This window comes from Mesorhizobium sp. (assembly GCF_965229135.1).
GTDB lineage: Bacteria > Pseudomonadota > Alphaproteobacteria > Rhizobiales > Rhizobiaceae > Mesorhizobium.
Genome location: NZ_OZ245860.1, coordinates 5,105,462 through 5,119,079 on the forward strand (window position 1 = coordinate 5,105,462; position 13,618 = coordinate 5,119,079).

The 13,618-nt window shown below is 64.0% G+C and carries 15 protein-coding genes; 8 read left to right on the plus strand and 7 right to left on the minus strand.

Going from position 1 to position 13,618, the window contains the following annotated elements; genetic code table 11:
- Positions 1–27 precede the first annotated feature (27 nt).
- Positions 28–453, minus strand: a complete 426-nt coding sequence (locus ACO07C_RS24395; RefSeq protein ID WP_421916724.1) for a DUF3775 domain-containing protein — start codon at positions 451–453, stop codon at positions 28–30.
- A gap of 163 nt (positions 454–616) precedes the next feature.
- Between ACO07C_RS24395 and ACO07C_RS24400 the strand changes: the two genes are divergently transcribed.
- Together ACO07C_RS24400 and greA are read left to right on the plus strand one after the other, a co-directional pair.
- Entirely contained in the window at positions 617–1,156 is a 540-nt protein-coding gene (locus tag ACO07C_RS24400; protein ID WP_421916725.1) for a tetratricopeptide repeat protein, read from the plus strand.
- A 283-nt stretch (positions 1,157–1,439) separates the two neighbouring features.
- On the plus strand, positions 1,440–1,913 hold the full coding sequence (gene greA / locus ACO07C_RS24405; protein ID WP_421916726.1) for a transcription elongation factor GreA: 474 nt from the start codon (positions 1,440–1,442) through the stop codon (positions 1,911–1,913).
- A gap of 246 nt (positions 1,914–2,159) precedes the next feature.
- Here greA and waaC read toward each other — a convergent pair whose 3' ends face one another.
- From waaC to rfaD, 3 genes are read right to left on the minus strand one after another with little or no spacing between them, the layout of a single operon-like run.
- On the minus strand, positions 2,160–3,149 hold the full coding sequence (gene waaC / locus ACO07C_RS24410) for a lipopolysaccharide heptosyltransferase I (protein ID WP_421916727.1): 990 nt from the start codon (positions 3,147–3,149) through the stop codon (positions 2,160–2,162).
- On the minus strand, positions 3,146–4,153 hold the full coding sequence (gene waaF / locus ACO07C_RS24415) for a lipopolysaccharide heptosyltransferase II (RefSeq protein WP_421916728.1): 1,008 nt from the start codon (positions 4,151–4,153) through the stop codon (positions 3,146–3,148). Before waaF ends, waaC begins: the two co-directional genes overlap by 4 nt.
- Positions 4,126–5,076, minus strand: a complete 951-nt coding sequence (gene rfaD / locus ACO07C_RS24420) for an ADP-glyceromanno-heptose 6-epimerase (protein WP_421916729.1) — start codon at positions 5,074–5,076, stop codon at positions 4,126–4,128. The genes waaF and rfaD overlap by 28 nt, the downstream gene beginning before the upstream one ends.
- A gap of 470 nt (positions 5,077–5,546) precedes the next feature.
- On the opposite strand from rfaD, the gene ACO07C_RS24425 reads away from it, so the two are divergent.
- The 4 genes from ACO07C_RS24425 to ACO07C_RS24440 all read left to right on the plus strand — a co-directional run bounded on the left by ACO07C_RS24425 (position 5,547) and on the right by ACO07C_RS24440 (position 9,029).
- Positions 5,547–6,179, plus strand: a complete 633-nt coding sequence (locus ACO07C_RS24425; protein ID WP_421916730.1) for a LysE family translocator — start codon at positions 5,547–5,549, stop codon at positions 6,177–6,179.
- 151 nt (positions 6,180–6,330) lie between these two features.
- Positions 6,331–7,821 carry a D-glycero-beta-D-manno-heptose-7-phosphate kinase gene (gene rfaE1, locus ACO07C_RS24430; protein WP_421916731.1) on the plus strand — a complete coding sequence of 497 codons (1,491 nt, stop codon included), beginning with the start codon at positions 6,331–6,333 and terminating at the stop codon, positions 7,819–7,821.
- A 7-nt stretch (positions 7,822–7,828) separates the two neighbouring features.
- Positions 7,829–8,401, plus strand: coding sequence for a D-sedoheptulose-7-phosphate isomerase (locus ACO07C_RS24435; protein WP_421916732.1), 573 nt, complete (start codon positions 7,829–7,831; stop codon positions 8,399–8,401).
- Positions 8,394–9,029 carry a D-glycero-alpha-D-manno-heptose-1,7-bisphosphate 7-phosphatase gene (locus ACO07C_RS24440; RefSeq protein WP_421916733.1) on the plus strand — a complete coding sequence of 212 codons (636 nt, stop codon included), beginning with the start codon at positions 8,394–8,396 and terminating at the stop codon, positions 9,027–9,029. Before ACO07C_RS24435 ends, ACO07C_RS24440 begins: the two co-directional genes overlap by 8 nt.
- Before the next feature lie 99 nt (positions 9,030–9,128).
- Here the strand turns inward: ACO07C_RS24440 and ACO07C_RS24445 are convergent, their stop codons facing one another.
- A complete protein-coding gene (locus tag ACO07C_RS24445) occupies positions 9,129–9,605 on the minus strand; it encodes an Lrp/AsnC family transcriptional regulator (protein WP_421916734.1) in 477 nt (158 codons plus the stop codon).
- Positions 9,606–9,865: 260 nt separating this feature from the next.
- Here ACO07C_RS24445 and trxB point away from each other — a divergent pair, with 260 nt between their 5' ends.
- A complete protein-coding gene (gene trxB / locus ACO07C_RS24450; protein ID WP_421916735.1) occupies positions 9,866–10,840 on the plus strand; it encodes a thioredoxin-disulfide reductase in 975 nt (324 codons plus the stop codon).
- 81 nt (positions 10,841–10,921) lie between these two features.
- Positions 10,922–11,818: a LysR family transcriptional regulator gene (locus ACO07C_RS24455; RefSeq protein ID WP_421916736.1), complete on the plus strand. Its 897-nt coding sequence runs from the start codon at positions 10,922–10,924 to the stop codon at positions 11,816–11,818.
- Positions 11,819–11,973: 155 nt separating this feature from the next.
- On the opposite strand, the gene ACO07C_RS24460 is transcribed toward ACO07C_RS24455, so the two are convergent.
- Complete coding sequence (locus ACO07C_RS24460) at positions 11,974–12,471, minus strand: Dps family protein (RefSeq protein ID WP_421916737.1); 498 nt, start codon at positions 12,469–12,471, stop codon at positions 11,974–11,976.
- 42 nt (positions 12,472–12,513) lie between these two features.
- Entirely contained in the window at positions 12,514–13,566 is a 1,053-nt protein-coding gene (locus ACO07C_RS24465; protein WP_421916738.1) for a cupin domain-containing protein, read from the minus strand.
- Positions 13,567–13,618 lie beyond the last annotated feature (52 nt).

Consider the following 13,618-nt stretch of genomic DNA (forward strand, 5'->3'; position numbering starts at 1 on the left):
GCTCCATCACGAACGGTGACGGCGCTGTTACGCGCCGATGGCTTCCAACCCTTCTTCCAGCCAGTCGGCGAGCAGCGGCATGCCGAGCAGGTATTTCGCGGTGCGCTTGTTGGCGCGTTCGCGCGCCGCCGCCAGCGCGTCGGCCCATTCCGAGGCATCGTAGTCGCCTCGGCCAACCCAGGCGAGCGCCACGAGTTCGGCCGCTTCGTCGACATTGAGGTCGCTGATCAATTCGCGCAGCTCTTCCCCGGTGAGGTTTTCGGAGCTTTCCTCGGCGAGTCCATCATGGTGGTGATTGACATGCGACTGGCCGTCGAGTTCGACCTCGTGCTCGGCGCCGTCCTCGTAGTCCTCGTTGACGGCTGCGCTGAGCGCCTTGGCCTTGAGGATGAACAGGCGCACGGTTTCGGGTCCGATCAAAAGTTCCCATTCCTTCTCCAGTCGCTGCTGCACTGGCGGTCTCCTTTCCGAAGTCGCGATGATAGCGGATTTGCAGCGTCCGTCACGTCACGATCGCCGCTGCCGCATCGGACGAAGTTGGCAATCCGGATTTTTCCGGGATGAAACGCGGCTCGACCCGCGTTAGTGTTGCATTGTCATCCCCAAGGAGGCTTCGATGCATAAGAGAATGCTGATCCAGGCGGCGACCGCTCTCGTCGCGCTGCAGTTCTTCGCCGTTCCGGTGTTCGCGGCCGGCGGCGATAGTACCGGCACCGACCAAACGGTGACCCAGTGCAAGAAGGGCGAGGTCTGGGACAAGAAGAAAAAGAAATGCGTCGCGCCCAAGGAAGGCATGCTGGACGATGACAGCATCTATGATGCCGGGCATGCGCTGGCGCTGGCCGGGCGCTATGACGAGGCGATCTCGGTGCTCACTCTTGCCGCCAACAAGCAGGATCCGCGCATCCTCAATTATCTCGGATATTCGCACCGCCATTCCGGCCGTGTAACCGTCGGCCTCGGCTATTACGAGGAAGCGCTGCGCATCGACCCGAACTACACGCTGGTGCGCGAGTATCTCGGCGAAGCGCATCTGCAGATCGGCGATCTCGCCGGCGCCCAGCAGCAGTTGATGGAAATCGAGAAGCGCACAGGCAAGGGGTCGCGCGAATACGGCATGCTGTCGGAGCAGATCGACCATTTCATGCGGAGTTGATTCGTCTCCAGGATTTCCTCGAAAACGGCTGCGAGCAATCGCAGCCGTTTTTTGTCGTCACCTTGCTAACAGACCCTGTCTGGCGCGACGGCATTTGCGAAAGCAGCGGATGATTTTTTCAAAACCGATTTTTTGGCGTGAAAAACCCGCGAAGATTGCTATATTCACCGAAATTGTGGTGAGACGGTTCCGTTAGCCCGAGGCTGCCGGACCGTTTTCTTTTTGTACCATCGACAAGGCTTTCCCCGAAACGCGGGGGTGGCGGCAGGAAAGGTCAGGCATCATGAACAAGGTCCCGATGACAGGCGGAGGGTTCGCGTCATTGAAGGAAGAACTGCGCTGGCGCCAGCAGGAAGAGCGCCCGCGCATCATCGAGGCGATCTCCGAAGCGCGCTCGCATGGCGACCTGTCCGAGAATGCAGAGTATCATGCCGCCAAGGAGGCGCAGAGCCTCAATGAGGGCCGTGTGAACGAGCTCGAGGACCTCATTGCCCGCGCCGAAGTGATCGACGTCAGCAAGCTCAGCGGCGACAAGGTCAAGTTTGGCGCGACCGTGGTGCTGGTCGACGAGGACACAGAGGAAAAGAAGACTTACCAGATCGTCGGCGACCAGGAGGCGGACGTGAAGTCCGGCCGCATCTCGATCTCGTCGCCGATCGCCCGCGCGCTCATCGGCAAGGCCGTCGGCGACGCCATCGAAGTCAACGCTCCCGGCGGCGCAAGGGGCTACGAGATCGTCAAGCTGCAGTTTATCTAGGGGATTCGGGGGGGCGTCGCTTTTCAAGCCAAGGCTTGCGCCGTCCCTCATTGCCCTGCCGGGCATTTCTCCCCGTAGAGTGACGGGGAGAAAGATGCTCTCATCAATGATTTCGCCAATTTTCAACATTTCAGACAAGAGTGCCAAGGTTGCGGCCAACTCTCTTCTCGCCGTTCCTATACGAGAGAAGGTGCCTGCAGGCGGATGAGGGGCAGCCGCCACTTCCGATTGAATTGATTGAATAAATCAGTTCTTGCGGGCGCCGTTCCGTCCATGCGACCGACGCTCCATCAATCTCTCCGCTTCCTTCATAACCTCCGCCGGCGTCACTCGTCCGCCGGGCGCGGCCAGCAGCGTCGATGCATAGGGGCCGCGCGGCCCGGTGAGGCCGGGTTCTGTCGCCAGGAACACCGCGATGGTCGGTAAGCCGAAGGCACTGGCGAGATGGGTCAGGCCGGTATCGGCGCCGATGACCAGCGTCGAACGGCCGATGATCGCGGCGATCGCGGCAAGCGATGATTTCGGCACGAGAACCGTCTGTGGAACCGCTCCCGCGATCGCCTCGGCCACCGCCTTCTCACGGTCATTCGACCAGGTCGTGACCGGAACCATGCCCCTGTCGACCAGCAGGCGGGCGGTTCCGATCCAGTCTTCGGCCGGCCATTTCTTGTCCTCGCGGCTGGTGCCGTGCAGCAGGAAGGCGGTCTTGCCATCAATGTCCGCGCCGTGGCCCACCGGCGGGACGATACCGGAGTCCAGCTTCGAAAGATCGGGCTCGTAGCCGAGCGCCAGCCCGAACAGACGCCGGGTGCGCTCGATGGCGTGCAGGTCGCGCGGCACGTTGTAACCATGGTCGTAGAACAGCGCGGCCTTGGGTTCGCGGGCGCTCGACCTGTCGAAGCCGGCGATCGGGGCCGCCGCCTGTTTCGCCACCACGGCGGACTTCAGCAGGCCCTGTGCATCGATGACCAGATCATAGTGGCTGTCGCGCAAGGCATGGCGCAGGTGAGTCGCCTGCCGCCAGGTGCTCCGGTCGAACAGGTGCTTGCGCCAGCGCCTGATGGCGACGGTGTGGATGGTGCCGATCGCCGGATGCAGCGCCACGATGCCGGCGAAAGCCTCCTCCACGCACCAGTCGAAGAATACGTCCGGCCGCTTGTGGCTGGCGTCCTCCACCGCTGGAAACGTGTGGATGACATCGCCCATCGATGATGTCTTGACGATGAGGACCTTCATGCCGCCGCCGGCACTTCCAGCAACCGTTCGGCCGCGGCTGCGACCTGCGCGACCTCAAGCGTTTTCAGGCAGTTGAGGTGGCCGAGCGGGCAGACTTTCTTGTGGCAGGGCGAACAGGAGAGGTGAAGCCAGACCAGTTCGCGCCGTTCGGCCAGAGGCGGCGTGTTCTCGGGCGAGGTCGAGCCGTAGACGGCGACGATCGGCGTGCCGACGGCGGCGGCGACGTGCATCAGGCCACTGTCGTTGGATACCGCAAGCCTCGCCGCCCCGATCAGGTCGATGGCGTCTTCCAGCCGCGTCTGGCCGGCGAGATCGACGACACCCGGCGCAAGGGCCGCAATTTCCGCCGTCACGTCGCGGTCGTTCTTCGAGCCGAACAGCGCGACCTTGAACCCCTTGGCCATGAAATCGCGGGCAAGGCCGGCATAGCTTTCACTCGGCCAGCGCTTGGCCGGGCCGAACTCGGCGCCGGGCATGAGCCCGACGAATCTTCCCGCCTGCAAGCCGAAGCGGCCGAGCAGCGCCGTCTGGTTCTCGGCATCGATGGAAAGTCTGGGCGCGCGGAACGTACCGCCCCGGGCGAGGCCGAAATAGGTCTGCGCCGTGCGCCGCTTCACGGCATCAGGCAGCGGCACGATATCGGTCAAAAGGCCGTAGCGCATTTCCCTGAGATTGCCGACGCGGCGGGGAATGCGGGCAAAGAAGGGGATCAGCGCCGACTTCCAGCTTCCAGGCAGGACATAGGCCATGTCGTAACGGCCTTGCAGCAGGCGGCCGAAGCGGCGGCGATGGCTGAATTCGAGTGCGCCGGGTTTCAGCGGAAAGTCGATCTGCTGGCGTATTTCGGGCATGCGCTTGACCAGCGGCGCGGCCCAGGCCGGCGCCAGCACATCGATAGCGGCATTGGGATGCAGTTGCTTCAGCGCCGAGAACAGGCACTGCGCCATCACCATGTCGCCCACCCAGCGTGGACCGATCACGAGGATCGTGGGGCTCTCAGCCATTCGACATAGTCTCTGACACCGGTTTCGACCGTCCGGAATTGGCCATTATAGCCGGCCGCGCGCAAGCGGGACATATCAGCTTGGGTGAAACTCTGGTAGCTGCCCTTGAGATGATCGGGGAATTCGATGAACTCGATCTCGCCCTTGCCCAGCGTGTCGATCACCGTTTCGGCAATGGCGCGGAACGGCTGGGCGCGGCCGGTGCCGCAGTTGAAGATGCCGCTCAGTTCCCGCTTCCATAGCCACAGATTGACGTCGGCGACATCTCCGACATGGATGAAGTCGCGGCTCTGCTCGCCCGGCCCGAAGCCGTCATAGGCGCCGAACAGCTTTGGGTTCTCGCCGCGTTCGACCTGGTTGAACAGATGGAAGGCGACCGAGGCCATGGCGCCTTTGTGCGCCTCGCGCGGCCCGTAGACGTTGAAGTATCGCAGGCCGGCCACCGGCGAATGGTCGGTGTCGAAGACGGTGCGGCGGATATAGTCGTCGAACAGTTTCTTGGAATAGGCGTAGACGTTGAGCGGCCGTTCGAGCGCCGGTTCCTCGCGGAATTCGGAGCCGCCGCCATAGACGGAGGCCGAGGAGGCGTAGAGGAACGGCACACGCAGCTTGAGGCATTCGTGCAGCAGCCGTTTCGAATAGGCGTAGTTCACCTCCATCATGAACTTGCCGTTCCACTCCGTCGTGGTCGAGCATGCGCCCTGGTGGAACACGGCCTCGATGCGGCCAATCCCGCCGGCTTCGAGGCGTGATAGAAAGTCATCCTTGTCGAGATAATCGGCGATCCTGAGGTCAGCGAGGTTGGCTATCTTGTGGCCATCGGTCAGGTCGTCGACGACCAGGATATCGTCATGGCCTTCGGCGTTGAGCGCGGCGACGATGTTGGAGCCGATCATGCCGGCGCCGCCTGTGACGATGATCATGTTGTTGGCCTTGATGCTCGTTTCGCTTGCCGATTCCGGCCCTTATAAGGGAGCTATGATAGGCTGTCGATAAAGCGGTGCGGCGCCGTAGATGAATGGCTTCAGGTCGATGACAGTTTCCAACTTGTGGCGGAGACGCCAATTATCGAAGTTGGCGCTGCCCCTCATCGCCCTGCCGGGCACTTCTCCCCGTATAGTGACGGGGAGAAGGAGGCTGGCCGCAACCTAGGCGCCCGTCTTGCGACCCTGGTGATTGGCGAAACCGGCGATGCGAGCGCCCCTCTCCCCGTCACTATACGGGGAGAAGTGCCCGGCACGCAGGCGAGGGGCGGCGCTGAAGCTGGTAAGAAAGGGTAATGGGGCGAACCACGAGTCGATTGCCCCGCGGCACAGCAGGCGTCACAGTGGTGCCGCAATGCTTCCGCTCAGTCGGCACTTGCCGGCTCGGCCGATCGTGAGGGGACAAATAGATGCCGTCGACCGAACTGCTCATCGCGTTCTTCGCCACCACGGCGATCTTCGCCTATATCCCGGGCCCGGCCATGCTCTATGCCGCCGCGCAGACGATGGCGCGTGGCCGCTGGTCCGGCCTGACTGCGGCGTTGGGCATTCATCTGGGCGGCTATGTGCATGTCTTTGCCGCGGCCGCCGGCCTGTCGGTGCTGTTCCATGCCGTGCCGATGCTCTACATGGCGGTGAAACTGGTCGGTGCCTTCTACCTGATCTGGCTGGGCGTCGCGTTATTTCGCGCCAAGGCGCAAGGCGATGTGGAACTGCCCGGCATCGCGCGGAAATCGGCCCGCCGCGCCTTTTTCGAGAGCATAACCGTCGAGGCGCTCAATCCCAAGACGGCGATCTTCTTCATGGCGTTCCTGCCGCAGTTCATCGACGCCTCGGCGGCATTCCCGGTCTGGCTGCAATTCGCGGTGCTGGGAACGATCGTCAACCTGATGTTCTCCTCGGCCGACATCGCCTGCGTGTTCCTGGCCGGTGCCGTGATCGGCCGGCTGCGCCGCTCCAGCCATGCGCAACGCCTGATGCGGCGGGCGGGCGGGGCCGTGCTGGTCGGGCTGGGCGTCCACGTCGCTCTGCAGAAGAGCTGACGGTCAGGAGCGGGGTGAAGGGCTGGCGTTGCGCTGCTTGGATTTGCGGTATATCGGCTTTCGCCATGAACGATCCGGGCCGTGAACGATCCGGCCTGTCGGTGATGACCTATATGATTGAGATCGGCCTTATCAGCGTGTTGCCAGTGAGATGATCAAGCACAATCCGCCTTCTCCCGAACCCCTGCACCGCGCCATCGCGCGGTTTGGCCAGGCCACCGTGCTGGTGGTCGGCGATTTCATCCTCGACCGCTTCGTCAACGGCGTCATCGAACGAATCTCGCCGGAAGCGCCGATACCCGTGCTGCACGGGCGCGGCGAAATGTCTGCCATGGGCGGCGCCGGCAATGTCGTCTGCAACATCGTCTCTCTCGGGGCCAGGGCCGTACCGGTGTCGGCGATCGGCGCCGACCATGCCGGCGACAATCTGATGCGCATGCTGGGCGAGCTTGGCGTCGACACGGCCGGCTTGTCGCGGGATCGCGGCCGCATGACGTCCTCGAAGAGCCGTTTCAGCGCGCTCAACCAGCAGGTGCTGCGTTTCGACGAGGAAGAGATCAAGCCGCTTGCCGCCGCCGAGCGGGCAGGGCTGATCCGGCATTTCCGCGACGCGCTGGAAAGCGCCGACATCGTCATCCTGTCCGATTACGGCAAGGGCATATTGCTCGACGGCGTCGCCGCCGAACTGATCGCGATCTGCCGCGAGGCCGGCAAGCCGGTGCTGGTCGACCCGAAGGGCCGCGACTATGCCCGTTATGCCGGCGCCACCGCCATCACCCCTAACCGCAAGGAACTCGGCGAGGCCGTCGGCCGCGCGGTGTTTTCCGACGAGGAGATCGTCGCCGCCGCGCGCGAGCTGATCTCGGCCCACGGCTTCGAGTTCGTCGTCGCGACGCGCAGCGAAAAGGGCATGAGCGTCGTCGGCGCGGATGACGCCCGCCATATCGCCACTCAGGCGCGCGAAGTGTTCGACGTTTCGGGCGCGGGCGACACGGTGATCGCGAGTTTCGCGCTGGCGCTCGCCGCCGGCGCCGACCGTGTCGCTGCCGCGTCCATCGCCAATGCCGCCGGCGGCGTGGTGGTGGGCAAGCGCGGCACCGCGCGCCTGACGGCCGAGGAACTGACCGGCGCGCTGTTTCGCTCGCACGGACCGACGGTGCACAAGGACGCCATCCTTGACGCGTCAGCCGCCGCACGGATGGTCGCGGCATGGAAGGAGGAGGGCCTCAGCGTCGGCTTCACCAATGGCTGCTTCGATATTCTCCATGCCGGCCATGTCAGCCTGCTGCACGCTGCGCGCAGCCAGTGCGACCGGCTGGTGCTCGGCCTCAACAGCGATGCTTCGGTGCGCCGGCTGAAAGGGCCGAGCCGCCCGGTGAACGACCAGCATGACCGGGCCTGCGTGCTCGCCGCCCTTGCCTCGGTCGATGCGGTCGTAGTCTTCGAGGAAGACACGCCGCTGGCGTTGATCGAGGCCCTGCTGCCCGACATTCTGGTCAAGGGCGCGGACTATACGATCGACACGGTTGTCGGCGCCGACGTGGTGCGGAAGGGGGGTGGGCGCGTCGTGCTTGTCGATCTCGTCGCCGGCAAGAGCACGACCGGCACCATCGGCAAATTGCGCGCTACGGGAGGCAATTGAGGATTTCATGTCTGCATTGAACGATTACCTGGTCCGCTCGGCGGCCGCCATCACCTCCATGGTCGAGCGCGACCTGACCAGCGAGATGGAGCGGGCGGCGGACGCCGTCGTGGCTGCTCTTTCGCAAGGCAAGGCCTTCCTGATCGCCGGCAATGGCGGTTCGGCCAGCGATGCCATCCACATCGCCGGCGAACTGGTCGGCCGCTTCCTCAAGGAGCGCAAGGCCTACAACGTCATAGCGCTGCCGGCCAACGCGGCCGTGCTGACCGCCTGGGGCAACGACTACGGCTTCGACACGGTGTTTTCGCGCCAGGTCGAGGCGCATGGCTCGGCCGGCGCGGTGCTGCTGGCGATCTCGACCAGCGGCAATTCGCCGAGCATCCTGGCCGCCGCCGAACAGGCGCGGATGATGGACATGACGGTGATCGGACTGACAGGCGACACAGGCGGCAAGCTGAAGCCGCTGTCGGATATCCTGCTCAACGTACCCTCGAGCTCAACGCCGATCATCCAACAGGGGCATTTATGCCTCTATCACTATCTGTGCGAAGTGGTCGAAGCGCGCCTGCATAATGGCTGACGCATCGCCGAACCCGTTCCCGCTGGTGGAGCCCGGCCTGTGGGTCGAGCGGGTGGGCGATAGGACCTTTGCCAAGGGCACGCCGGCGCTATTCCTTGACCGTGACGGCACTATCAATGTCGATACCGGCTATCCCGATGATCCAGAAAAGATAGTGCTGCTGGACAATATCGTGCCGGTCATCGCCGCAGCCAACCGGGGTGGCATACCCGTCATCATCGTCACCAACCAGTCGGGCATAGCGCGCGGCTATTTCGGCTGGGGCGATTTCGCTGATGTCAACGGCCGCGTGCTCGACTTGCTGCGCGCCCGCGATGCGTTCGTGGATATGATCGTCGCCTGCGCCTACCACGAGGCGGGCGAGGGGCCGCTGGCGATCGCCGATCATCCGATGCGCAAGCCCAATCCGGGCATGCTGCTTGAGGCGGCGACGCGCATTGGGCTCGATCTCAAGCGCTCGCTGATCGTCGGCGACAAGCCGGCGGACATGGAAGCGGGCCGGCGCGCCGGACTGTCGCGCGGCTGGCTGGTCGACGGCGAAGCGACCAGCCAGGCTGGGTTCGAGGTGCTGCCGCTGCGCGATCACGACGATCTGAATGGGTTGTTGGTGGCAATCGAGACGCTTTGAGCCGGCCTACTGTTGTTCGTCGGCCAACAGATTCAAGGGGGCGCCCTATCCCTCTGGTTTCCATCGGTTTTCAGCGGGCTTGCCGCTTCGACCAGAATATCAAGCCTTCAACGCCACCAGGCCCTCGTCCTTGACGCGGCGGATGGTCAGCGCGGTGCGCACCGTGTCGACATTGGGCGTCGAGGTCAGTTCCTCGATGACGAAGGTCTGGAAGGCGCCGAGGTCGCTCGCCACGCAATGCAGCAGGAAGTCGGATTCGCCCGACACCATCCAGGCGTCGCGCACGATCGGCCAGCCGCGCGTGCGCTCGGCGAAGGTGCGCAGCTCCGCGTCGGCCTGGTGATGCAGGCCGACCAGGCAGAAGGCGACGACATCGAGGCCGAGCGCCGGCGCATCGAGCAGGGCGCGGTAGCCGCGGATGATGCCGCTCTCCTCCAGCCGCTTGACACGGCGCAGGCATGGTGGCGCCGAAATGCCGACGCGGCTAGAGAGCTCGACATTGGTCATGCGTCCGTCGCCCTGGAGTTCCCGCAGGATCTTCCAGTCGATGGCGTCGAGGTCGGCTTTGAGCGGCATGGGCGGCTTTCGGACTGCACGAAAGAATCTTTCGTGATTTTGTAATTAAACGACTTTTGTGGCGGCGCCAGCCCTCACGACAGCGATTTTCCGGCGGTAACGAAAGCGGTCTACCCCGCGAATAGTCAAATGGGCCGAAGCTTTCCGGGGACGACGGCCTGATCGTCTTGCTGGCGTTGCGGGCAACACTTACATTGTCAGCGATATCAGACGAGATTTTCGCGCCGCATTTTGCTGGCTGCTCTCCGCAGAGGCTCTAGATGACCACCAAACACGCTCCCGTTCTCATCATCGGTTCCGGCCCCGCAGGCTACACGGCGGCTGTCTACGCGGCACGCGCCATGTTGAAGCCGATGCTGGTTGCCGGCCTGCAGCAGGGCGGTCAGCTGATGATCACCACCGATGTCGAGAACTATCCGGGCTTCGCCGATCCGATCCAGGGGCCGTGGCTGATGGAGCAGATGCTGAAGCAGGCTCAGCATGTCGGCACCGACATCATCAACGACATCATCACCGAGGTCGACCTCAATGTGCGGCCGTTCCGTGCCAAGGGCGATTCCGGCACCACCTACACCGCGGACGCGCTGATCATCGCCACCGGCGCGCAAGCGAAATGGCTGGGCATTCCGACCGAACAGCACTTCATGGGCTTTGGCGTGTCGGCCTGCGCCACCTGCGACGGCTTCTTCTATCGCGGCAAGGATGTCGCGGTGATCGGCGGCGGCAACTCGGCGGTGGAAGAGGCGCTCTATCTGTCGAACCTCGCCAAGAGCGTCACCGTCATCCACCGGCGCGGTGACTTCCGCGCCGAGCGTATCCTGCGCGAGCGGCTGCTCAAGAAGGAGAACGTCCGCGTCATCTGGGACACGGTCATCGACGAGATCACCGGCCGGCCCGGCAAGACGCCGCTGCCGCCTTCGGTGGAAGGGCTGAAGCTTCGCAACGTGGTGACCGGCGCGGAGACGCATCTCAAGGTCGACGGCGTGTTCGTGGCGATCGGCCATGCGCCGGCGGTGGACCTGTTCGTCGGCAAGCTGAAGCAGAAGCCGAACGGCTACCTGTGGACGGCGCCCGATTCCACCCGCACCGACGTGCCCGGCGTGTTCGCGGCGGGCGACGTGACGGATGATGTCTACCGCCAGGCGGTGACGGCGGCGGGACTCGGCTGCATGGCGGCGCTCGAGGCGGAAAAGTATCTGGCTGGCATCGAAGTTCATCGCGAAGCGGCGGAGTGAGGACGCTCCAAAAGCGGCTGAAGAACGCCGTTTAAAAGCCTGATTTTTCATTCAGACGCCAAAAACAGAACGAGGGGAATCATGGCGTTGGACTGGGACAAGCTACGGGTGTTTCACGCTGCGGCGGAGGCGGGGTCGTTTACCCATGCCGCCGAGACGTTGCACCTGTCGCAATCGGCGATTTCCAGGCAGGTCAGCGCGCTCGAGCACGACGTCGGCGTACCGCTGTTCAACCGCCATGCACGCGGCCTGGTGCTGACCGAACAGGGCGAAATGCTGTTTCGCACGGCGCATGACGTGCTGATGAAGCTCGAGACGATCAAGTCGCGGCTGACCGAGACCAAGGACCGTCCTTCCGGCGTACTGCGCGTCACCACGACCGTCGGCCTCGGCGCCGGCTGGCTGACCGAGCGCGTGCAGGAATTCATCGAGCTCTATCCCGAAATCAGCCTGCAGCTGATCCTCGCCAATGAGGAACTCGACCTCACCATGCGCCAGGCGGATTGCGCCATCCGCCTGCGGCAGCCGCAACAGCCGGATCTCATCCAGCGCCGCCTGTTCACCGTGCATTTCCATCTCTACGCGGCTCCGTCCTACGTCGCCAAGCACGGCAAACCGGCTTCGGTGGCCGAACTGAAGAGCCATCGCATCGTCACCTTCGGCGTGCCGGTGCCCTCGCATCTGTCGGAACTGAACTGGCTGGAGACGGTCGGCGATTTCGAAGGCGGGCAGCGCGTGCCGACGCTGCAGATCAACGACATCCTGTCGATCAAGCGCGCCGTGCAGGGCGGGGCCGGCATCGCCATGCTGCCTGACTATGTGATCAGCAAGGATTCCGGGCTGGTACAGCTTCTGCCGGAGACCGAAGTGCCGTCCTTCGACACCTATTTCGCCTATCCGGACGCGATGAAGAACCAGGCGAAGCTGCACGTCTTCCGCGATTTCATCATTGCGAAGGCGCGCAGCTGGTCGTTCTGATCCCGTCCGAGCCCATCGACGAGATCGGACGCTGTCCGGCGTCGCGCGATCGGCGAACCGCGGTACCGCAAGCGTTGGGAGCGGTGCCTCTAACCAAGGCCCCGCTCAATTTCGTTTCCGGGGGCGCCAGCATCGCGCCTCCGACCTGACCGGGTCTATGCGTTACGGGTGATCTCGAAGAGGAACCAGCCGCGCCGCTCGGTTTCGTCAATCCACACTTCGATCAGGCTGGTCGTGGCCACGTCGTTGTGTTCCTCGGCAACGACATGCGTTGCGCGCAGGAAGCCGACCAGTTGCCGGTTGTCGCTTGCCAGTTCGGCGATCATGTCCTGTGGTGTCACGAACTCGGCATCGTTGTCGGCAAGCCGCTGGATGCGGGCGATGTGGCCGATGGATCGCAGGGTCGTGCCGCCCACCTTGCGTGCGCGTTCGGCGATGGCATCGGTCATGGCGAAGATCTGGTCGCCCTGGTCGTCGAGCAACAGGTGGTAGTCGCGGAAATGCGGCCCCGACATGTGCCAGTGGAAATTCTTGGTCTTCAGGTACAGCGCGAACGTATCCGCGAGCAGGCCGGTAAGGGCGCCGGCGATGTCCCGGGTGGCGTTCTGGCCAAGGTCGGTGGGGGTGCGCAGGGAGGCGGTAAGCGTGGTCATGGCGTGGTTCCTTTCTGGTTGGGGTGGTGGTTGCGGTGGATTTCAGGCGACCGGCTCGACCGGGTTGGCGCGCGGCACCAGCAGCGGATCGATCTCGGTGAAGGGGAAGGGCGGCAGGTCCGCCTCGCTCATTCCGAAGGAAGCGGCCAGAAGCGCGCGCGGATAGACGTTGATCAGCGATCGGTAGCCGACGTCGCCGGGCGAGACCTGGTCGAAGAAGATGAGCACATGAAACGTGCCGTCGCCGACATTCTCGATGTGATGCGGATAGGCGGGCGGAATGAAATAGGCATCGCCCGCCTGGACGACATAGGTGTCGGATGTGCCGTCTGGGTCGAGGATGGTCATGCGCGCCTTGCCGGCGACGACGTAGCCCATCTCGGCGGTTTCAGGATGCCAGTGCGGCTCGCGCATGCCGCTCGGGCTGATCGTCACCGAGAACATGGCCATGTCGCGCAGGATAGGCCACAGCGCCGATTTCGTGGTGTGTGCGGTGCCGGCGGGGAAGTCGATCTGCGGCGGCGTCGCCTCGACGCTGTACTTGTAGGGGTTGACGTGGCGGGCCTGCTCCTCGACTTCCGTGCGGCTTTCAAAGCTCAGGATGTCGCTGCCGCCCGCCGAGCGGTCCAGCCGCGAAAAGGCTTCCGCCGGCAGATCGTAGGTGTTGCCCAGCACGGCATCGGACATGGCGCCGAAGGCCGCCTTCATGCCGAAATCCTCTGGCCGCTCATGCGAGAAGGCCAGGATGAACTCGGCGTCGCCGTCGCCGACGTTTTCGATGGCGTGCATGGCGCCCGACGGTACGAAGAACATGTCGCCGGCATGGACGACGAAGCTTTCGCGTTCGGCATGGTTTGCCGCGATGGTGATCAGCGCCTCACCGCGAATGCAGTAGCCGAGCTCATGGGCGTTGGCGTGCCAATGCGGTTCGCGCGCCCCGCCATGGTCCAGCAGCAGGCGACGCATCGACAGGCGGCGCAGCAGCGGCAGATCGCCGGCATCCATATGGGTGATCGATCCCCTGGGCCCCTGGAAACGCGGGGGCTGATTTGCCAGGGAGACGACGTGGCGCGATTGCTGGGATGTCGTGGTCATGGAGCTTTTCCTCTCGGGTCCGTGTTGGATGACCCAAGCTAGATCGGGGCGC

What these genes read in the sequence shown, in the direction of transcription:
- greA (WP_421916726.1), top strand. Translation starts at nt 1,440, where the DNA reads ATGAACAAGGTCCCGATGACAGGCGGAGGGTTCGCGTCATTGAAGGAA.
- ACO07C_RS24445 (WP_421916734.1), bottom strand. Translation starts at nt 9,605, where the DNA reads ATGCCGCTCAAAGCCGACCTCGACGCCATCGACTGGAAGATCCTGCGG.
- rfaE1 (WP_421916731.1), top strand. Translation starts at nt 6,331, where the DNA reads ATGATCAAGCACAATCCGCCTTCTCCCGAACCCCTGCACCGCGCCATC.
- waaF (WP_421916728.1), bottom strand. Translation starts at nt 4,153, where the DNA reads ATGGCTGAGAGCCCCACGATCCTCGTGATCGGTCCACGCTGGGTGGGC.
- ACO07C_RS24460 (WP_421916737.1), bottom strand. Translation starts at nt 12,471, where the DNA reads ATGACCACGCTTACCGCCTCCCTGCGCACCCCCACCGACCTTGGCCAG.
- waaC (WP_421916727.1), bottom strand. Translation starts at nt 3,149, where the DNA reads ATGAAGGTCCTCATCGTCAAGACATCATCGATGGGCGATGTCATCCAC.
- rfaD (WP_421916729.1), bottom strand. Translation starts at nt 5,076, where the DNA reads ATGATCATCGTCACAGGCGGCGCCGGCATGATCGGCTCCAACATCGTC.
- ACO07C_RS24435 (WP_421916732.1), top strand. Translation starts at nt 7,829, where the DNA reads ATGTCTGCATTGAACGATTACCTGGTCCGCTCGGCGGCCGCCATCACC.
- ACO07C_RS24440 (WP_421916733.1), top strand. Translation starts at nt 8,394, where the DNA reads ATGGCTGACGCATCGCCGAACCCGTTCCCGCTGGTGGAGCCCGGCCTG.
- trxB (WP_421916735.1), top strand. Translation starts at nt 9,866, where the DNA reads ATGACCACCAAACACGCTCCCGTTCTCATCATCGGTTCCGGCCCCGCA.
- ACO07C_RS24425 (WP_421916730.1), top strand. Translation starts at nt 5,547, where the DNA reads ATGCCGTCGACCGAACTGCTCATCGCGTTCTTCGCCACCACGGCGATC.
- ACO07C_RS24465 (WP_421916738.1), bottom strand. Translation starts at nt 13,566, where the DNA reads ATGACCACGACATCCCAGCAATCGCGCCACGTCGTCTCCCTGGCAAAT.
- ACO07C_RS24400 (WP_421916725.1), top strand. Translation starts at nt 617, where the DNA reads ATGCATAAGAGAATGCTGATCCAGGCGGCGACCGCTCTCGTCGCGCTG.
- ACO07C_RS24455 (WP_421916736.1), top strand. Translation starts at nt 10,922, where the DNA reads ATGGCGTTGGACTGGGACAAGCTACGGGTGTTTCACGCTGCGGCGGAG.